The organism is uncultured Brevundimonas sp., from assembly GCF_963977465.1.
Taxonomy (GTDB): domain Bacteria; phylum Pseudomonadota; class Alphaproteobacteria; order Caulobacterales; family Caulobacteraceae; genus Brevundimonas.
On the sequence record NZ_CAXBOQ010000002.1, the window covers coordinates 335,323 to 351,418 of the forward strand.

At 64.6% G+C, this 16,096-nt stretch carries 22 protein-coding genes; 20 read left to right on the forward strand and 2 right to left on the reverse strand.

The window, feature by feature from the left end:
• Nucleotides 1-128 precede the first annotated feature (128 nt).
• Both fusA and tuf read left to right on the forward strand, forming a co-directional pair.
• A complete protein-coding gene (fusA, locus tag AAC067_RS05570) occupies nucleotides 129-2,207 on the forward strand; it encodes an elongation factor G (protein WP_339930387.1) in 2,079 nt (692 codons plus the stop codon).
• 85 nt (nucleotides 2,208-2,292) lie between these two features.
• Nucleotides 2,293-3,483 carry an elongation factor Tu gene (gene tuf, locus AAC067_RS05575; protein WP_339930345.1) on the forward strand — a complete coding sequence of 397 codons (1,191 nt, stop codon included), beginning with the start codon at nucleotides 2,293-2,295 and terminating at the stop codon, nucleotides 3,481-3,483.
• Nucleotides 3,484-3,620: 137 nt separating this feature from the next.
• Here tuf and AAC067_RS05580 read toward each other — a convergent pair whose 3' ends face one another.
• Nucleotides 3,621-4,748 carry a L,D-transpeptidase gene (locus tag AAC067_RS05580; RefSeq protein ID WP_339930389.1) on the reverse strand — a complete coding sequence of 376 codons (1,128 nt, stop codon included), beginning with the start codon at nucleotides 4,746-4,748 and terminating at the stop codon, nucleotides 3,621-3,623.
• Between the two features lie 508 nt (nucleotides 4,749-5,256).
• Between AAC067_RS05580 and AAC067_RS05585 the strand changes: the two genes are divergently transcribed.
• From AAC067_RS05585 to AAC067_RS05595, 3 genes are all read left to right on the forward strand, one after another.
• Nucleotides 5,257-5,679 carry a GreA/GreB family elongation factor gene (locus AAC067_RS05585; RefSeq protein WP_339930391.1) on the forward strand — a complete coding sequence of 141 codons (423 nt, stop codon included), beginning with the start codon at nucleotides 5,257-5,259 and terminating at the stop codon, nucleotides 5,677-5,679.
• Nucleotides 5,660-6,259 (forward strand): hypothetical protein, encoded by a 600-nt coding sequence (locus AAC067_RS05590; RefSeq protein ID WP_339930393.1) that lies wholly within the window; start codon nucleotides 5,660-5,662, stop codon nucleotides 6,257-6,259. Before AAC067_RS05585 ends, AAC067_RS05590 begins: the two co-directional genes overlap by 20 nt.
• Nucleotides 6,260-6,433: 174 nt before the next feature.
• Entirely contained in the window at nucleotides 6,434-6,655 is a 222-nt protein-coding gene (locus AAC067_RS05595) for a hypothetical protein (RefSeq protein ID WP_339930395.1), read from the forward strand.
• Here the strand turns inward: AAC067_RS05595 and AAC067_RS05600 are convergent.
• Nucleotides 6,652-6,819 (reverse strand): hypothetical protein, encoded by a 168-nt coding sequence (locus AAC067_RS05600; RefSeq protein WP_339930397.1) that lies wholly within the window; start codon nucleotides 6,817-6,819, stop codon nucleotides 6,652-6,654. The genes AAC067_RS05595 and AAC067_RS05600 overlap by 4 nt on opposite strands.
• 150 nt (nucleotides 6,820-6,969) lie before the next feature.
• Here AAC067_RS05600 and AAC067_RS05605 point away from each other — a divergent pair, with 150 nt between their 5' ends.
• From AAC067_RS05605 to rplN, 15 genes are all read left to right on the forward strand, one after another.
• Complete coding sequence (locus AAC067_RS05605; RefSeq protein ID WP_339930399.1) at nucleotides 6,970-8,103, forward strand: GNAT family N-acetyltransferase; 1,134 nt, start codon at nucleotides 6,970-6,972, stop codon at nucleotides 8,101-8,103.
• Nucleotides 8,104-8,113: 10 nt separating this feature from the next.
• A complete protein-coding gene (locus tag AAC067_RS05610; protein WP_339930401.1) occupies nucleotides 8,114-9,019 on the forward strand; it encodes a transcriptional regulator in 906 nt (301 codons plus the stop codon).
• A gap of 98 nt (nucleotides 9,020-9,117) precedes the next feature.
• Nucleotides 9,118-10,020, forward strand: coding sequence for a DUF2807 domain-containing protein (locus AAC067_RS05615; protein WP_339930403.1), 903 nt, complete (start codon nucleotides 9,118-9,120; stop codon nucleotides 10,018-10,020).
• A 461-nt stretch (nucleotides 10,021-10,481) separates the two neighbouring features.
• Nucleotides 10,482-10,787, forward strand: a complete 306-nt coding sequence (gene rpsJ / locus AAC067_RS05620; RefSeq protein ID WP_105563630.1) for a 30S ribosomal protein S10 — start codon at nucleotides 10,482-10,484, stop codon at nucleotides 10,785-10,787.
• 22 nt (nucleotides 10,788-10,809) lie between these two features.
• Entirely contained in the window at nucleotides 10,810-11,568 is a 759-nt protein-coding gene (gene rplC / locus AAC067_RS05625; RefSeq protein ID WP_339930405.1) for a 50S ribosomal protein L3, read from the forward strand.
• Complete coding sequence (gene rplD / locus AAC067_RS05630; protein WP_339930407.1) at nucleotides 11,568-12,245, forward strand: 50S ribosomal protein L4; 678 nt, start codon at nucleotides 11,568-11,570, stop codon at nucleotides 12,243-12,245. The genes rplC and rplD overlap by 1 nt, the downstream gene beginning before the upstream one ends.
• Nucleotides 12,245-12,550: a 50S ribosomal protein L23 gene (locus tag AAC067_RS05635; protein ID WP_298097836.1), complete on the forward strand. Its 306-nt coding sequence runs from the start codon at nucleotides 12,245-12,247 to the stop codon at nucleotides 12,548-12,550. Before rplD ends, AAC067_RS05635 begins: the two co-directional genes overlap by 1 nt.
• Before the next feature lie 4 nt (nucleotides 12,551-12,554).
• Complete coding sequence (gene rplB, locus AAC067_RS05640; protein ID WP_339930409.1) at nucleotides 12,555-13,388, forward strand: 50S ribosomal protein L2; 834 nt, start codon at nucleotides 12,555-12,557, stop codon at nucleotides 13,386-13,388.
• A 2-nt stretch (nucleotides 13,389-13,390) separates the two neighbouring features.
• Nucleotides 13,391-13,669, forward strand: a complete 279-nt coding sequence (rpsS, locus tag AAC067_RS05645; RefSeq protein WP_300446338.1) for a 30S ribosomal protein S19 — start codon at nucleotides 13,391-13,393, stop codon at nucleotides 13,667-13,669.
• Nucleotides 13,670-13,672: 3 nt separating this feature from the next.
• Complete coding sequence (rplV, locus tag AAC067_RS05650; RefSeq protein WP_339930411.1) at nucleotides 13,673-14,053, forward strand: 50S ribosomal protein L22; 381 nt, start codon at nucleotides 13,673-13,675, stop codon at nucleotides 14,051-14,053.
• Complete coding sequence (gene rpsC, locus AAC067_RS05655; RefSeq protein WP_339930413.1) at nucleotides 14,053-14,805, forward strand: 30S ribosomal protein S3; 753 nt, start codon at nucleotides 14,053-14,055, stop codon at nucleotides 14,803-14,805. The genes rplV and rpsC overlap by 1 nt, the downstream gene beginning before the upstream one ends.
• Before the next feature lie 3 nt (nucleotides 14,806-14,808).
• Complete coding sequence (gene rplP, locus AAC067_RS05660; RefSeq protein WP_339930416.1) at nucleotides 14,809-15,252, forward strand: 50S ribosomal protein L16; 444 nt, start codon at nucleotides 14,809-14,811, stop codon at nucleotides 15,250-15,252.
• A complete protein-coding gene (gene rpmC, locus AAC067_RS05665; protein ID WP_300446332.1) occupies nucleotides 15,249-15,446 on the forward strand; it encodes a 50S ribosomal protein L29 in 198 nt (65 codons plus the stop codon). Before rplP ends, rpmC begins: the two co-directional genes overlap by 4 nt.
• 10 nt (nucleotides 15,447-15,456) lie before the next feature.
• Complete coding sequence (gene rpsQ / locus AAC067_RS05670; RefSeq protein WP_300446330.1) at nucleotides 15,457-15,708, forward strand: 30S ribosomal protein S17; 252 nt, start codon at nucleotides 15,457-15,459, stop codon at nucleotides 15,706-15,708.
• A gap of 19 nt (nucleotides 15,709-15,727) precedes the next feature.
• Complete coding sequence (rplN, locus tag AAC067_RS05675; RefSeq protein ID WP_021698481.1) at nucleotides 15,728-16,096, forward strand: 50S ribosomal protein L14; 369 nt, start codon at nucleotides 15,728-15,730, stop codon at nucleotides 16,094-16,096.

A 16,096-nucleotide genomic window follows, 5' to 3' on the forward strand; every position in this document is an offset into this window, starting at 1 on the left:
GCAATCCCTATCTGAGACTATCCGGCGCGGGCGGTTTGAGCTAAATCGCCCGCGCTCGTTTATCCACACAGACCGATATTTCCCGAGGGCGCGAAACGCGTCCTGAACTCACTTCAAGGCACGCTCTCATGGCCCGCATCAACAAGATCGAGGACTACCGCAACTTCGGCATCATGGCCCACATCGACGCGGGCAAGACGACGACGACCGAGCGGATCCTGTATTACACCGGCAAGAACCATAAGATCGGCGAAGTCCACGACGGTGCCGCGACCATGGACTGGATGGACCAGGAGCAGGAACGCGGGATCACCATCACGTCCGCCGCGACGACCGCTTTCTGGAAAGAAAAGCGCCTCAACATCATCGACACCCCGGGACACGTGGACTTCACCATTGAAGTCGAGCGTTCGCTGCGCGTGCTCGACGGGGCCGTAGCCGTGCTGGACGGCAACGCCGGTGTTGAGCCCCAGACCGAAACCGTCTGGCGCCAGGCCGACAAATACCGCGTGCCGCGCATCGTCTTCGTCAACAAGATGGACAAGATCGGCGCTGACTTCGACGCCTCGGTGCAGTCGATCCGCGATCGCCTCGGTGCCAAGGCCGTGCCGATCCAGTTCCCGATCGGTTCGGAAAACTCGCTGACCGGTCTGGTCGACATCGTCGCCATGAATTCGGTGGTCTGGGACAACGACGCCCTCGGGGCCAACTTCACCGTCGGCCCGATCCCGGAAGACCTGATGGAGAAGGCTGTCGCCGCCCGTCAGTACCTGATCGACAATGCCGTCGAGCTCGACGACGAAGCCATGGAAGCCTATCTCGACGGCACCGAGCCGTCGCTGGAAGTGCTGAAGAAGTGCATCCGCAAGGCCGTGCTGACCGGGGCCTTCTATCCGATCCTGTGTGGCTCGGCCTTCAAGAACAAGGGCGTGCAGACCCTGCTGGACGCCGTGGTCGACTACCTGCCGTCGCCGATCGACATTCCGCCGACGCCGGGCATCGACTTCCGCACCGAAGAGCCGGTTGTGCGCCGCGCTTCGGACGACGAGCCCCTGTCGGTTCTGGCCTTCAAGATCATGGACGACCCCTTTGTCGGCTCGCTGACCTTCTGCCGCATCTATTCCGGCAAGATGGAAACCGGCATGGGCCTGCTGAACTCCAGCCGCGATCGCAAGGAACGCGTTGGCCGCATGCTGCTGATGCACTCCAACGACCGTCAGGACATCAAGGTCGCCTACGCCGGCGACATCGTCGCCCTGGCAGGCCTGAAGGACACCCGCACCGGGGACACCCTGTGCGACCCGATCAAGTCGCCCGTCATCCTCGAGAAGATGGAATTCCCGGCTCCGGTGATCGAGATCTCGGTCGAGCCCAAGACCAAGGCCGACCAGGAGAAGCTGGGCGTCGCCCTGGCCAAGCTGGCCTCGGAAGATCCGTCCTTCACCGTCTCGACCGATCACGAGTCCGGCCAGACCATCCTCAAGGGGATGGGCGAGCTGCACCTCGACATCAAGATCGACATCCTGCGCCGCACCTACAAGGTCGACGCGACCATCGGCCAGCCGCAGGTCGCCTATCGTGAAAGCCTCGGCCGCAAGGTCGACATCGACTACACGCACAAGAAGCAGACCGGTGGTACGGGCCAGTTCGCCCGCGTCATGATCACCTTCGAGCCGGGTGAGCCCGGTTCGGGCTTCGTGTTCGAGAACTCGATCGTCGGCGGTGCCGTGCCCAAGGAATACATCCCCGGCGTCCAGAAGGGCCTCGAGTCCATCAAGGACGGCGGCCTGCTGGCCGGCTTCCCGCTGATCGACTTCAAGGCGACGCTGACCGACGGCAAATACCACGACGTCGACTCCAGCGTGCTGGCGTTCGAAATCGCGGCCCGCGCCGCCTTCCGCGAGCTGAAGGAAAAGGGTTCGCCCAAGCTGCTCGAGCCGATCATGGCCGTCGAGGTCGTGACCCCGGAGGACTACCTGGGTTCGGTGATCGGTGACCTGAACGGCCGTCGCGGCATGATCCAGGGTCAGGACATGCGCGGCAACGCCACCGTCGTGAACGCCTTCGTGCCGCTGGCCAACATGTTCGGCTATGTGAACACGCTTCGCGGCATGTCGCAGGGCCGCGCCCAGTTCACCATGCAGTACGACCACTATGAGCCGGTGCCGCAGCACGTCGCCGACGAAGTGATCAAGAAATACGCCTAAACCCCGAGTTCCGGACAGGCCCTGCCCGTCCGGAACCCCTGAAAACCCAAGGTAAGCCCCCTGTTCAGGGGACGGAGAGAAGAGAATGGCCAAGGAAAAGTTCGAACGTAACAAGCCGCATTGCAACATCGGCACGATTGGTCACGTTGACCACGGCAAGACGACGCTGACGGCGGCGATCACGATGGTTCTGGCCCAGGCCAGCGGTGGCAAGGCGATGAACTACGCCGACATCGACGCGGCGCCGGAAGAAAAGGCCCGCGGCATCACGATCAACACCGCGCACGTGGAATATGAGACGGCCAACCGTCACTACGCGCACGTCGACTGCCCCGGCCACGCCGACTATGTGAAGAACATGATCACCGGTGCCGCCCAGATGGACGGCGCGATCCTGGTGGTTTCGGCCGCTGACGGCCCGATGCCGCAGACGCGCGAGCACATCCTGCTGGCCCGTCAGGTCGGCGTGCCGGCGCTGGTGGTGTTCATGAACAAGGTCGACCTGGTCGACGACGCCGAGCTGCTCGAGCTGGTCGAGATGGAAGTGCGCGAGCTGCTGAGCTCGTACGACTTCCCGGGCGATGACATCCCGATCACCATGGGTTCGGCCAAGGCCGCGACCGATGGCGTGAAGCCGGAAATCGGTGCCGATCAGGTGCTGAAGCTGATGCAGACGGTCGACGACTACATCCCGCAGCCGGCGCGTCCGCTGGACCTGCCGTTCCTGATGCCGGTCGAGGACGTGTTCTCGATCTCGGGTCGCGGCACCGTGGTCACGGGCCGGATCGAAAAGGGTATCGTCAAGGTCGGCGAGGAAGTCGAGATTGTCGGCATCCGTCCGGTTCAGAAGACGACCTGCACGGGCGTGGAAATGTTCCGCAAGCTGCTCGACCAGGGCCAGGCCGGCGACAACGTCGGCGTGCTGCTGCGCGGCACCAAGCGTGAAGACGTCGAGCGCGGCCAGGTTCTCTGCAAGCCCGGCTCGATCACCCCGCACACCAAATTCCTGGCTGAGGCCTATATCCTCAACAAGGAAGAGGGTGGCCGTCACACGCCGTTCTTCACCAACTATCGCCCGCAGTTCTACTTCCGTACGACGGACGTGACCGGCATCGTCCAGCTCAAGGAAGGCGTTGAGATGATCATGCCCGGCGACAACGCCGAGCTGAACGTCGAGCTGATCACCCCGATCGCCATGGACCAGGGCCTGCGCTTCGCCATCCGTGAAGGCGGCCGCACCGTCGGTGCCGGCGTCGTCGCCAAGATCATCGAGTAGTCTACTCTCTGGCCTATCGCGCTTCGCGCTACTTGAGGCCGGACGATACCTATAACAGAGCGGCCCCCGGAGCGATCCGGGGGCCGTTTTGTTGTGTTGTCGGGAACGGTGCGCTTCCACGCTTGCAGTGGGGGTCTTCAGGTGAATTTCACCTCGACCCCCGCCTTCACGGCGGCTGCCAGCTGTTCGACATCCCAGTTGGTCAGGCGCACGCAGCCATTGGACGCCGTCTTGCCGATCTTCTCCGGATCAGCGGTCCCGTGGATGCCATAGGTGTCGCGCGACAGGTCGATCCATACCGATCCAACGGGGTTGTTCGGTCCCGGGGGGACGATGACCTTGCGACCGCCGTCACCGTAGCTGACCCGCGACGGATCGTAGGTGTAGTTGGGCCTCGGTGCGATCGCCCGCACCGTGTGCGAGCCTGAGGGCGAGGGCGTCCCGGTGCTGCCGATGGTGGCCGGGTAGAAGGCCAGCAGGGTCCCGTCGGCACCAAAGGCACGCACGGACTGCTCCGCCTTGCTGACGACGATCCGGGAAACCTCACCCTGCAACGCGTCCGGGCCGGTCTGGGCCACGACGATGTTCTGACCCGCGCGGGCGAAGTCCGCTCCCGGGTTCAGGGCATCCAGCAGGGCCTCGGTCATGTGGAATTTCTCGGCCAGCGCCTCGCGCGCGTTTGCGTAACCGACCGTCTCCAGCCGTGACATGGCCTCAATGTCCTCGGGAACGGTGCCGATGAAGGGGCCGGCGGCGTCTTCCGCGGTGATCGTATAGTCGGTCAGCACCTTTCGGCTGTCGCCGGCGGCCAGTCGCTGGAACACGGCCGCGTCCAGTTCGCCGTCGACGGCGAGGTCATTGGCTTCCTCGAAGGCGGCTATGGCCTGGCGCGTGTTCTGGCCGCCCAGGCCATCGACGATTCCGGGGGAAAAGCGCGTCCGGTCCAGCAATATCTGCGCCCGCACCATGGCGGGGTCCGGTCGGGAGTCTTCGGGAAGGGCCGCGCCGGCAACCCCGGACGGATTCGCTGGAGTCGGCGTTTCGCCGGTCTCACCACCGGGCGACGGGCTGGTTGGCTGGGGGGCAGCGGCGGGCGGGCTGTAGGTCGCCGTCTCGATCGATTGTCTCAGCTGCGAGGCTGCGGTCGTACCCGGATCGGTCCGCGCGACGGCGCGCGGCTCCCGGGTTCGATCGCCACAGGCGGTCGCAGCGAGCAGGGGCAGGGCAGCGAGAACGGCAAAACGGACAGGACGGCGAACGGTCATGGGCGGGCTCCAGCGGTCAGGACAAGGTCAACACAGCACCGTGCCGACCGTTCCCGCCCGGCAAGCCGTCCCGCACAACGGTGCGGCCTTATGTCCAGAGGCCCCCGGTCTGCCTCCGTCGTGCCAACGGGGCTCAGGCCCGGCGCGTCCCATGGCCTGGGTCGGCGGCGAACATCGGGATTTCGGCGGGTGGAACGACGTTGACATCGACGCAGGCACTGGCCCATCATCTCGCCTGTAATGTGGAAATGCGCCTTCTCTTCGCGGAATACGCTTCACGTCGGACGTTTCGTCGGATGCGACTAGCCCCAAACTCGTAACGAGCGTCAGCTCAGAGTTTGGGGGACAGTTTCCTGCACGCCAAATAGTGATTCCCCCGGTCTGATTATTCGAGGCTGGTGGCGGTCCGTGTGCGTCAGCGCAATTCGATACTTCAATCATTCCATGCGTCGTGCCGTGGCCAACAGTCAGTTGGCCTCCAACGGTGGCGTGTGAGCGGAACTCCGACATGGCGAAGACAGTCAAGAAATCGGCCAGGAGGCCGCGAATTCTCATCACCGGCCAGGATCTGAAAATTCTGGAATCGATGGTCGGGAATGCCAGTTCCGGAGCCGCGGCCGTCATGCTGCTTGAGGCGGAGCTGGAGCGAGCGGTCGTGGTGAAGGACACCTACAGCGCCCAGCCCTTTTGCCGGATCGGCAGCTGGGTGACCTACCAGGACCTGACCACCGGCCAGGTTCGGAACATCCAGATCGTTCTGCCTGCAGAAGCCGATATCGACCAGCAGAAGGTGTCGATCCTCAGCCTGGTCGGGGCGTCCCTGCTCGGGCTTGCGGTGAACGCCGAGTTTGACTGGTCCAACGACAGCGGCCGACCGCACCGACTCAAGGTGCTGAATGTCGGAGATGAGCGTGATGCGCAGCGCGGATAGTTTTGATGACCGGCTGATCAAGGCCGCGGTTGCCGAAGCGGTCTCGGGCGCGCGCTGGGAACGTATCGATCTTGAGACCCGGCGGCCGGATTGTGCCCATTCCGAGCTGATGCTGGCCAAGGCTGCGGAACTGGCAATGTCGCCGGTCGCCCGGGATCAGCTGATGTCGCTCGCGCTTGAGCGGTTCGGACAGGATCAGCAGGCTGACGGCCCGTTGATCAACGATGCGCGCACCGCCGGTGAACGCGACCGGATCGCCGGCCGGGTCTTTGGCCTGGGACCGCACAAGGCGGCGGATACCGAAGCCCTGGTTCTGGCGGTCGAGGCGCGGCACGCGGCCCGTCTGCGTCAGGACGTCTGTTTCAACCTGCTGGCGCAGTGCCTCGAACAGGATGCCGCCCTGCAGGAAGCGCTGTGGGATCACCCGGACATTCCGGCAGGGGATGCCGTGCGCCTGACGATGCTCTGCTCGATCCCGAGACTGCGCGCCCGTGCCGAGGATCTGTCGTCGTCCGGCATGAGCTGGTGGCAGATGATCCGGGGCTGGTTCACCCCCTCTTCGAGACGAGGCTCGCCATGAGAGAGCGCCACAATATTGTCGGCAGCGAAGTCGATCGACCGCGGCCGCCCGTCTATCTGCGTCTGGCGCCCCGGGCCCGACCCAAACGGTTCGCCGCGATCTGGGCCTGGGCCATCCCAGTGTTGACCGCCCTGGTGTTGATTTTCCTTTTTGTGAAATAGAGGCGCTGAAACCATGCCTGGCTATCTCAATTTCCAGTGGGTTATCGCGCTTGCGATGCTGGGAACCGGCTTCACCCTGATCGTGCTGGGGATGTCGATCGCCGGACTGGGGGGCAAGGGTATTCGCGAGGCCGTCGACGAAATCTTCGACGGATCGTTCGGGTTCACCCCGCCCTCGGGCCACAGGCGCGACCGACCCGAGGGGCGGACTCCGCGGCCGGACCCGGATCGCTAGCGGTTCGGCTTGCCGGTGGCGGGGTCGGTCGCGGTTTCTCCGGAGTTGCTGCTGCCTTCCGCACCGCGCGGCTCGGTGGCCGGGCGGGGGGGCTGACCGTCCTGAGCCGGGGGGCGTTGATCTTCGGTCTCGCTCTGGCGCGGCGGGCGGGGGGTGATGGTCATGGGCAGGGCTCCTGTGCCGTCCCTGAACGCACCGCGCTCCCATCGGCTCCTGCAAGGCTTCGTTCACCATGCCGCTAAACCGTCCTGCAACAGGGAGCGACTAGGGTCGGACGTTAACGGGTCGGCTCTCGGCCCCCGCCAGGATGGATTATGCCCGGATTGAAGGTCGAGATCGTCAAGGCCGACTCCCTGTCGATGGGAGACGTTGACCTGTGGCGGGCGATGGTCGCCGCCAATCCGGAGCTGGCCAGTCCCTATTTCGATCCGGCGTTTACCCGGATCGCTGCCACGGTCTGTCCCGATGCCGCGATCGCGGTGCTGCATCGGCGGGGCGAGATCGTCGGCTTCTTTCCGCACCAGCGTCGCGGTGGCGCGATCCAGCCGCTGGCCGCACCGATGAACGACTACCACGGTGTCATCGCCCGTCCGGAGGCGATGCCGGATCTGGAAACGATCGCCGGCCTGCTGGCGGGCGCACGCCTGAGCGTCAACGCCTGGGTCGGCCCGGCGCAGACGGGTCTGGCGCGCGATACGATGATGACGGTGCTGCCGACCGAGGGCTATGACGCCTGGTATGCCGAACGCCGCGCCACCTTCGGCAAATACTACAAGGACAAGGAGCGCGCCCGGCGCAGCATGGAGGCCGAACTGGGCCCCATCCGTGTCGAACGGGGCCTGCGGGATCCGGCGCTGCTGGACCATCTGATCGATCTGAAACGCGATCAATACCGGCGCACCGCCCGGCACGACATCTTCGCCTGCGGCTGGACCGGTGAGCTGCTGCACGCCCTGATGCGCGGCGGCAGTGACGGCTTCGGCGGCAATATGGCCGCGCTGTGGGCCGGCGACCGGCTGTGCGCGATCGAATATTCGCTGACCGGCGGCGACCAGTGCCATTTCTGGTTCCCGGCCTATGAGCCCGGGCTGGCGCGCTGTTCGCCCGGCATCCTGTTGACGCTGGAAACGATGAAACAGGGCGCGGCCGTCGGTCTGCGCAGCTTCGACTTCGGTTTTGGCGGTGAGAGCTACAAGAAATATTTCTGCAACGCCCGGCGCACCGTGCACGAGGCCGTGGTGCTGAAGCCGGGGCTGGCAGCCAGCCTGAGTCAGGCGGCGGTATCGGTCATGAATGCCGGTGGCGGGGATCGCGGCGAGCGTCTGCGCACCAGTGTCCGCCGTCGCTGGAATGCAATCGAGGCCTGTGAGACCCGGCCGGTCGACCGGTTGCTGGGGGCTGTTTCAGCCGCCCGGGCCGCCGCGGGCAAGGCCCTGGCCGCGACCTGAGGAGCCATCGATGACCCGAACCACCCGCTATCCCGGACCGGTCGCCGAAGCCGGAATTCACGATCATGACCTGCTCGATCAGGGCTTCGGCAGCGACGCGGCCCTGGCCGCGGTGCTGGACCACTATCCGGCCGATCTGATCGACATCAACCTGTATGATTTTGACGAGTCCGGACAGGCGTCGCTCCGTACCGGAACGCGCGGGAGCCTGTCGGGGGCCGAGCTGCTGGCGGCGATCCACCAGGGGCGGCTCTGGGTCAATCTGCGCGGTATCGAGACCGGCTGGCCCGAACTGTGGGACGCGGCCCTGGTCGATTTCCGGCGCATCCAGACCGCCTATCCCGGGATGCGCGCGGTCAGCAACGCGGGGCAGTTGATCCTGTCCTCGCCCAAGGCCCGGGTGCCCTATCATTTCGATGCGGCCGGGGTGGTGCTGTTCCATCTGCGCGGGCGCAAGCGGGTGTTCGTCTATCCCGGCGACGAGACCCATCTGCCCGAGCACTGTATGGAACAGGTCGTCGCTCGCCAGACGACCGAGGAACTGCCCTATGACCGCGCCTTCGAGGCCGACGCCCGGATCCTGGACCTGGTGCCGGGACAGGCGCTGACCTGGCCGGTCTATGCGCCGCACCGGGTCGAGAACCTCGACCGCTTCTGCGTCTCCCTGTCGATGGAGTACCAGACCTGGCCCTCCCGTCTTCGGACCGGGGCCCTCTATACCAATGCCGTGCTGCGCGGCCGTGGCGGCACACCGCGTAGCACCGAGGCCATGGGGATGCCCGAACTGGCGGCCCGGTGGGCGGCTTCCCTCGCCCTGCGCCGGACCGGGGCGCTGAAGAGCCGGCTGGGCGATTTCGAGCGGGATTTCGAGCCCGTCGCCGGCGCGCCCGACGGGGCCCGGTTGCTGCACGCCTGAGGCCCCAGGGTTACAAGCGAGTCATGACCTCGATTTAAAATGACTTCGCCGGCCCCCGCGCGCACCCTTTCTGCATAGACAGAGAGGGAGCACTCTTCATGAAATTCGCCATCGTAACCGCCGTCGCCGCTGTAGCCCTGGCCGGGCCGGCCCTGGCCGCGAGTCCCGAGGTCGAGGTTCGCGACGCCGTCGCCCGGGTCGTGGTCATTGTCGAGGATCGTACCGATGTCGGCGTCGAGATCGAACAGGGCAACTCCGGCCTTCCCGAAGTCACGGTGCGCCGTCGTGGCGACCAGGTCCGCATCGAAGGGGGTCTGGGCCGTGGCCGTGTGGCGGGTCTGCGCCTCGGCGGTGACCGGATCGGCAGCTGCCGGTCGGGCCCGGCCGACGCCCGTCAACCCGGGGAGGGGGCCTCGGTCGAGGTCAGCCGTCTGGGTCGGATCAATGTCAACGACGCCCCCCTGATCGTCATTCGCTCACCCCGCAGCGTCGATCTCAGCGTCCGCGGTGCCGTTTATGGCGCGGTCGGCCGTGGCGCGACCGCGGTCGAGCTCGGCAATGGCGGCTGCGGCGACTGGACCGTCGCCAATACCGGTGACCTCAGCATCTCGATGGCCGGGTCGGGCAGTGTCCGCGCCGGCACCTCGTCGAGCCTCGACGTCTCGGTCGCCGGGTCCGGCGAGGTTCGGGCCGGGGCGACGCTCAATCTGGATGTCAGCATCGCCGGATCGGGTGACGTCTGGGTGGCTGAGGCCAACGGTCCGGTCGACGTCAGCATCGCCGGCTCGGGCGACGTCATCGTCGCCGGCGGTCAGGTCGGTGCCGTGGACGTCAGCATCGCCGGTTCGGGCGATGTCGATATCCGCACCACGGTCGCGTCGGTCGATGCCAGCATCATGGGCTCGGGCGACGTCCACGTCGCTGGCGTGACCGGCAGGGTCGAGCGGGCGGTCATGGGCTCAGGCAGCATCACCATCGGCGAACGCACCTACGAGCGCTGAGTCGCAGACGGGGGCGGCGGTCCCCGTTGACAGAAACCGGCCGGGCCCCGAGGGTGTACACCGTCGGGGCCCTGTCGTGTCCGGACCTGTCCATGGCCGCCAGCCGGGCAGGGGACAGCCTCCGGTCCCGCCCGTCGGCCCGTCCCGGCGGACGCAAGCGACCTCGGGTGCGAAAAGCCCGCCCCGACACAGTTTCGCCGCTTGACGCAGACGGAATCGAACGGCATAAGCCCCCCTCTTGCTGGACCGGCTGTGCATCGCGAGATGCAGACGCGGTTCGCGGAACGACCTGAGACCCTGTTCTTTGCAGCGATCCAGGACTTTAACGGCCTTCGCGGTTCGCTGCGTGGGCCGATCGTTTTTGCGGACGTGCGTACTCTGAGGGCGAAAGCCTGAAGACCTTCGGTCTTTGAAATGGTTCACAGGGACGCAGGTTCGCCTGCTTGGGAATAACGACCGATATGGATCAAAGCATCCGCATCAGGCTCAAGGCCTTCGATCACCGCGTCCTCGATTTTTCGACGCGCGAAATCGTCAATACCGCCAAGCGCACCGGCGCGACCGTTCGCGGTCCGATTCCGCTGCCGACCCTGATCGAAAAATTCACCGTGAACCGCTCGCCGCACGTCGACAAGAAGTCGCGCGAGCAGTTTGAAATCCGCACGCACAAGCGTGTTCTCGATATTATCGACCCCACCCCGCAGACCGTGGACGCGCTGATGAAGCTCGACCTGTCCGCCGGTGTGGATGTCGAAATCAAGATTTAAGAAAGAAGAGGCGGGATCCGACATGCGTACGGGCGTGATCGCCAAGAAACTGGGAATGACGCGCATCTTCGCTGAAGATGGCGCTCATGTTCCGGTCACCATCCTGCAGCTTGACGGCTGCCAGGTGGTGGGTCAGCGCACCAAGGAGCGGGACGGCTACGTCGCCCTGCAACTCGGTGCCGGCACCAAAAAGGCAAAAAACACCAACAAGGCTCAACGGACGACCTTCGCGAAAGCGGAAGTCGAGCCCAAGCGCTACGTCACTGAATTCCGGGTTACGGAAGATGCGATGATCGAGGTCGGCTCCGAGCTGATCGCCGACCATTTCGTCCCTGGCCAGAAGGTGGACGTGCAGGGTCTGACCATCGGCAAGGGCTTTGCCGGTGCCATGAAGCGCTGGAACTTCGGCGGCCTGCGGGCGTCGCACGGTGTATCGGTCTCGCACCGTTCGCACGGTTCGACCGGTCAGCGTCAGGATCCGGGCAAGACCTTCAAGGGCAAGAAGATGGCTGGCCACTATGGTCAGGAAACCGTCACCCAGCAGAACCTCACCGTGTTCCGTGTCGATATCGATCGCGGCCTTATCATGATCAAGGGCGCTGTCCCGGGTCACGACGGCACCTGGCTCAAGGTCAGCGACGCGATCAAGAAGACCGCACCTGCAGAAACCCCGTTCCCGGGTTCCTTCCGCAAGGCCGGTCAGGCCGCCGCCGCTGCGCCTGCCGAGACTCCGGCAGCCGAGGCTCCGGCCGCTGAAACCGCTGAGGGTGGTGAAGCCTGATGAAAGTCTCTGTCATCAAACTCGACGGCAAGGCCGCCGGTGACGTCGAACTGTCGGAAGCCGTTTTCGGCATCGCCGACATCCGCGGCGACATCCTGGCCCGTTACGTCAACTGGCAGCTGGCCAAGCGCCGTGCCGGTACCCACAAGGTCCAGACCCGGAACGAGAACTCGCGTACCGGCAAGAAGATGTACAAGCAGAAGGGAACCGGCGGCGCTCGTCACGGTTCGCGTCGCGCCCCGCAGTTCGTCGGTGGTTCGCGCGCCTTCGGCCCGGTCGTTCGCGACCACGGCTTCTCCCTGCCCAAGAAGGTTCGTGCCCTGGCCCTGCGTCACGCTCTGAGCTCCAAGCTCAAGGCCGGTGAACTGGTTCTGGTCGACAACGTCTCGATCAAGGATGCCAAGACCTCCAAGCTGCGCGAAACCTTCGCCAAGCTGGGCTGGAACCGCACCCTGATCATCGCCGGTCCGGAAGTGGATGCGAACTTCGGTCTCGCTGCCCGCAACATCCCGAACGTCAATGTGCTGCCGAACGCCGGTCTGAATGTCTATGACATCCTGCGGGCCGACAAGCTGGTGCTGACCAAGGCGGCGCTGGAAGCCATCGAAGCCACCTATGCCGACTACAAGCCCTCGCGTAGCGAGATGGCCCGGCAAGCTGAGAAGGAAGCCGCATAATGGCCGGCGCTCAACCTACCGCCAAGCATTACGACACGATCCTGGCCCCGATCATCACCGAGAAGGCCACGATCCTGTCCGAGCAGAACAAGGTCGTCTTCCGGGTTGCCGGAACCTCGACCAAGGATGAGATCGCCGCTGCGGTCGAAAGCCTGTTCAAGGTCAACGTCCTGAAGGTCAACACCCTGGTTCAAAAGGGCAAGACCAAGCGTTTCCGCGGCATTATGGGCCGTCGGGTGGACATCAAGAAAGCGATCGTGACGCTGGCCGAAGGCCAGTCCATCGACGTCACCACGGGGCTCTGAACCGATGGCTCTTAAACATTACAATCCGACATCGCCGGGCCGTCGCGCCCTGGTGCTGATCGATCGCTCCGAGCTGCACAAAGGCCGCCCGGAGAAGTCGCTGACCGAAGGCCTGACCAAGTCGGGCGGTCGTGGTGCCGGTGGCCGTATCGCCGTCCGTTTCCGCGGCGGTGGGGCCAAGCGCCTGTACCGCAAGATCGACTTCAAGCGCCGGAAGTTCGCTGTCGCGACCGTCGAACGTCTGGAATACGATCCGAACCGGACCGCCTTCATCGCTCTCGTCTCGTATGAGGACGGCGAAAAGGCCTACATCATCGCGCCGCAACGCCTGAAGGCGGGTGACACGATCGTGGCCGGCGAAAAGACCGACGTGAAGCCGGGCAATGCGATGCCGCTGCGCTCCATCCCCATCGGCACCATCATCCACTGCGTGGAGATGAAGCCGGGCAAGGGTGCCCAGCTGGCCCGTTCGGCCGGCGCCTATGCCCAGCTGGTCGGCCGCGACGCCGGCTACGCCCAGATCCGTCTCGGCTCGGGTGAGCTGCGGATGGTGCTGGACGGCTGCATGGCCACGGTCGGTGCCGTTTCCAACGCCGATCACATGAACCAGAATCTCGGCAAGGCCGGTCGCGTTCGTCACATGGGCTTCCGCCCGCACGTTCGCGGCGTTGCCATGAACCCGATCGACCACCCGCATGGTGGTGGTGAAGGCCGGACCTCTGGTGGTCGTACCCCGGTTACGCCGTGGGGCAAGGACACCAAGGGCACTCGTACCCGCAAGAACAAGGCTACGGACAAATACATTATCCGTACCCGCCACGTGAAGAAGGCTCGCTAAGAATGGCCCGCTCCTCCTGGAAAGGCCCGTTTGTCGACGGGTATCTGCTGAAAAAGGCCGAGACCGCTCAGGGTTCGGGTCGCAAGGATGTGATCAAGACCTGGTCGCGTCGCTCGACCATCCTGCCGCAGTTCGTCGGTCTGACCTTCGGCGTCCACAACGGTCACAAGCATGTGCCGGTGTCGGTCTCCGAAGAAATGGTCGGGATGAAGTTCGGCGAGTTCTCGCCGACCCGCAGCTTCCCTGGCCACGCGGCCGACAAGAAGGCCAAAAGGAAGTAACCGATGGCCAAGACCAACAATCCCCGTCGCGTCGGCGCGACCGAAGCCCGCGCCAAGCTGGTTAACGTACGCATCAGCCCTCAGAAGCTGAACCTGGTTGCCGCCTCGATCCGCGGCCTGCCGGTGCAGCGTGCGCTGAACGAGCTGGAGTTCAGCCGCAAGCGTATCGCGACTGACGTCCGCAAGGTGCTCTATTCGGCCGTCTCGAACGCCGAGAACAACCACAACCTCGACATCGACAACCTCGTCGTCGCCGAGGCCTTCGTGGGCAAGAACCTGGTGATGAAGCGTTTCGCGAGCCGTGCTCGTGGTCGTTCGTCGCGCATCCTGAAACCGTTCAGCGAGATCACTATCGTGGTCCGTGAAGCCGGCGAGGCCGCCTGATGGGTCACAAAATCAATCCGATCGGGCTCCGGCTCGGCATCAACCGCACCTGGGACAGCCGCTGGTTTGCCCGCGGTCCGGAATATGCGCGTCTGCTGCATCAGGACCTGAAGCTGCGCACGTGGCTCAAGGAACGCCTGAACGCCGCCGGCGTATCGCGCATCATCATCGAGCGTCCGCACAAGAAGTGCCGCGTGACGATCTACGCCGCCCGTCCGGGTGTCGTGATCGGCAAGAAGGGCGCTGACATCGAGAAGCTGCGCAAGGACATCGCGGCCCGTACCGAAGGCGAGGTTCACCTGAACATCGTCGAGGTCCGCAAGCCCGAGACCGACGCCCAGCTGATCGCCGAGAACATCGCGCAGCAGCTCGAGCGCCGTATCGCCTTCCGTCGTGCCATGAAGCGCGCGATGCAGTCGGCCATGCGTCTGGGTGCCAAGGGTGTCCGGATCAACGTTTCGGGTCGCCTCGGCGGCGCTGAAATCGCTCGTATGGAATGGTACCGCGAAGGTCGCGTGCCGCTGCATACCCTGCGCGCTGACATCGACCACGGCTTCATCGAAGCCAAGACGACCTACGGCATCATCGGTGTGAAGGTGTGGGTCTTCAAGGGCGAAGTCCTCGAGCACGATCCGATGGCCCAGGACAAGCGCTGGGCTCTGGAAGCCGCCGGTCCTTCGTCGAACGAAGGCCGTGGTGGCGATCGCGGTGGTCGTAATGACCGCGGCCAACGCAGAGGGCGTGAAGGTTAAGTCATGCTGCAACCGAAAAAAACCAAATACCGTAAGGCTTTCAAAGGCCGCATCCACGGTGCTGCCAAGGGTGGCTTCTCGCTGAACTTCGGGTCGTATGGCCTGAAGACCGTCGAGCCGGAACGCATCACTGCGCGTCAGATCGAGGCGGCCCGCCGCGCGATCACCCGCCAGATGAAGCGTCAGGGCCGTGTCTGGATCCGCATCTTCCCGGACGTGCCGGTCTCGGGCAAGCCGGCCGAAGTCCGCATGGGCAAGGGCAAGGGCGCCGTGGATCACTGGGCGGCACGCTGCCACCCGGGCCGGATCCTGTTTGAAATCGACGGCGTTGCCGACGACGTCGCGCGTGAAGCGCTGCGTCTGGGCGCCGCCAAGCTGCCGATCCGTACCAAGGTGGTTACCCGCCTCGACGCCGGCATCGCGCATGTGGAGCACGTAGGCGCATGACCAAGATCGCCGACCTCCGGTCCCAGACCCCCGATCAGCTGGGTGACCAGCTGCTGTCCCTGAAAAAGGAACAGTTCAACCTGCGTTTCCAGGCGGCCACTGGCCAGATGGAAAAGACCCACCGTGTGGGTGAAGTGCGCAAAGACATCGCCCGCATCTCAACGCTTTTGCGTGAGAAGCGGACGGCTTCGTAAGGAAACACCGATGCCGAAACGTATTCTCGAAGGCGTGGTCGTCTCCGACAAGGGCGACAAGACTGTCGTCGTCGTCGTCCAGCGCACCCTGCTGCACCCGGTCATGAAAAAGATCGTGCGCCTGTCCAAGAAGTATCACGCCCACGATGAAGGCAACGCCTTCAAGGAAGGCGACATCGCTCGCATCCGTGAGTGTGCCCCCAAGTCCAAGCTGAAGCGCTGGGAGGTCCTGTCCAAGGACGCCCCGGCCTCGGCTTCGTAATCAGGAAGGATCGGATCCAATGATCCAGATGCAAACTAACCTGGAGGTAGCCGATAATTCGGGTGCTCGCCGGGTCATGTGCATCAAGGTGTTGGGCGGCTCCAAGCGCCGCTACGCCTCGGTGGGTGACACAATCGTCGCCTCCGTGAAGGAAGCCATTCCTCGCGGACGTGTGAAAAAGGGCGACGTCGTGCGCGCCATCGTCGTTCGCACCGCCAAGGACATCCAACGCAAGGACGGCTCTGTCATCCGTTTCGACAAGTCGGCCGCTGTCATCGTCAACAAGCAGAACGAGCCGGTCGGTACGCGGATCTTCGGCCCGGTTCCCCGTGAACTGCGCGCCAAGAACCACATGAAGATCATCTCGCTGGCACCGGAGGTCCTGTAG

Excerpts from the sequence above, each read along its gene's own strand:
- rplD (WP_339930407.1), top strand. The coding sequence starts at position 11,568 with ATGAAAGTCTCTGTCATCAAACTCGACGGCAAGGCCGCCGGTGACGTC.
- AAC067_RS05635 (WP_298097836.1), top strand. The coding sequence starts at position 12,245 with ATGGCCGGCGCTCAACCTACCGCCAAGCATTACGACACGATCCTGGCC.
- rplV (WP_339930411.1), top strand. The coding sequence starts at position 13,673 with ATGGCCAAGACCAACAATCCCCGTCGCGTCGGCGCGACCGAAGCCCGC.
- rpmC (WP_300446332.1), top strand. The coding sequence starts at position 15,249 with ATGACCAAGATCGCCGACCTCCGGTCCCAGACCCCCGATCAGCTGGGT.
- rpsQ (WP_300446330.1), top strand. The coding sequence starts at position 15,457 with ATGCCGAAACGTATTCTCGAAGGCGTGGTCGTCTCCGACAAGGGCGAC.
- rplB (WP_339930409.1), top strand. The coding sequence starts at position 12,555 with ATGGCTCTTAAACATTACAATCCGACATCGCCGGGCCGTCGCGCCCTG.
- rplP (WP_339930416.1), top strand. The coding sequence starts at position 14,809 with ATGCTGCAACCGAAAAAAACCAAATACCGTAAGGCTTTCAAAGGCCGC.
- fusA (WP_339930387.1), top strand. The coding sequence starts at position 129 with ATGGCCCGCATCAACAAGATCGAGGACTACCGCAACTTCGGCATCATG.
- AAC067_RS05605 (WP_339930399.1), top strand. The coding sequence starts at position 6,970 with ATGCCCGGATTGAAGGTCGAGATCGTCAAGGCCGACTCCCTGTCGATG.
- rpsC (WP_339930413.1), top strand. The coding sequence starts at position 14,053 with ATGGGTCACAAAATCAATCCGATCGGGCTCCGGCTCGGCATCAACCGC.
- AAC067_RS05585 (WP_339930391.1), top strand. The coding sequence starts at position 5,257 with ATGGCGAAGACAGTCAAGAAATCGGCCAGGAGGCCGCGAATTCTCATC.
- rplN (WP_021698481.1), top strand. The coding sequence starts at position 15,728 with ATGATCCAGATGCAAACTAACCTGGAGGTAGCCGATAATTCGGGTGCT.
- rpsJ (WP_105563630.1), top strand. The coding sequence starts at position 10,482 with ATGGATCAAAGCATCCGCATCAGGCTCAAGGCCTTCGATCACCGCGTC.
- AAC067_RS05580 (WP_339930389.1), bottom strand. The coding sequence starts at position 4,748 with ATGACCGTTCGCCGTCCTGTCCGTTTTGCCGTTCTCGCTGCCCTGCCC.
- AAC067_RS05610 (WP_339930401.1), top strand. The coding sequence starts at position 8,114 with ATGACCCGAACCACCCGCTATCCCGGACCGGTCGCCGAAGCCGGAATT.
- rpsS (WP_300446338.1), top strand. The coding sequence starts at position 13,391 with ATGGCCCGCTCCTCCTGGAAAGGCCCGTTTGTCGACGGGTATCTGCTG.
- AAC067_RS05600 (WP_339930397.1), bottom strand. The coding sequence starts at position 6,819 with ATGACCATCACCCCCCGCCCGCCGCGCCAGAGCGAGACCGAAGATCAA.
- AAC067_RS05615 (WP_339930403.1), top strand. The coding sequence starts at position 9,118 with ATGAAATTCGCCATCGTAACCGCCGTCGCCGCTGTAGCCCTGGCCGGG.
- AAC067_RS05595 (WP_339930395.1), top strand. The coding sequence starts at position 6,434 with ATGCCTGGCTATCTCAATTTCCAGTGGGTTATCGCGCTTGCGATGCTG.
- tuf (WP_339930345.1), top strand. The coding sequence starts at position 2,293 with ATGGCCAAGGAAAAGTTCGAACGTAACAAGCCGCATTGCAACATCGGC.
- rplC (WP_339930405.1), top strand. The coding sequence starts at position 10,810 with ATGCGTACGGGCGTGATCGCCAAGAAACTGGGAATGACGCGCATCTTC.